This window comes from Photobacterium kishitanii (genome assembly GCF_003026355.1).
GTDB lineage: Bacteria > Pseudomonadota > Gammaproteobacteria > Enterobacterales > Vibrionaceae > Photobacterium > Photobacterium kishitanii.
Map to the genome: position 1 here is coordinate 1 of NZ_PYON01000048.1, position 865 is coordinate 865.

Consider the following 865-nt stretch of genomic DNA (forward strand, 5'->3'; position numbering starts at 1 on the left):
GAGCGTCTCGTGGGCTCGGATGATATCCAATCTATTCACTTTAATGCCGCGCAAGACGGTCTTGCTAATATCACCAGTAATGGTGAAGCGACAACTTTTACGGTCAACGGCAATGTACTAACGGTGGTTGGTTCACAGTCACAACCTGTGATGGTGGTGACGATCGCTAATGACGGCACTTATACCGTTAAAGTAACTGGAGCTGTTGATCAAAACAGTGCCGATATTGCTGAGATTAAACTGGCTGTGACGGCAACCGATAAAGACGGTGATACCGCTCAGGGTGAATTAAATATCACCATTAATGACGGCACTGATGCGGTTGGTGGTGAGAACATTGATATCACGCTCACAGAAGGTGATCGTGATGTGGATGGTAGCGGTACTAGCACTGGTGGCATTGATACCACGTACCCTGTGGAACAAAGCGGACAGTTAACACTGGTTGCGGGTGAAGATCGGTTAGTGGCGTCATCGGCTGCGATTGATGTAAGCCAACAAGCAAGCTTAATTAAAGAGCTTAACGCTGAACTGACTTCAGGCGGTCACGCGTTGACGTTTACGGTTGATGCGAATGGTAACTTGGTTGGTACTCTTGCAGGGACTGATACCGTTGCTGTGCGGGTTGAATTAACATCTCAGCAAGATGGTCAAAACGTTAACGTTGACATCAAGATTATTCAAGCATTGCCGCTGGATCATAATGCCTCTGGTGACAGTGCTGGGTTTGTAACGGTTAATGGCAATGACATTGCGATTAAAGTCCCCGTACAAGCGCAAGATACCGATGGTGATCCACTAGATAACTCGGCCACGATTGATATTCCGATTACAGATGGTGCGAACCCTGTATTCGGTATTGATA

General features: G+C 47.1%; 1 protein-coding gene. It reads left to right on the forward strand.

From position 1 onward, the window contains the following. On the forward strand, window positions 1-865 hold an 865-nt coding region (locus tag C0W29_RS21435; RefSeq protein ID WP_146147156.1), incomplete at both ends, for a hypothetical protein.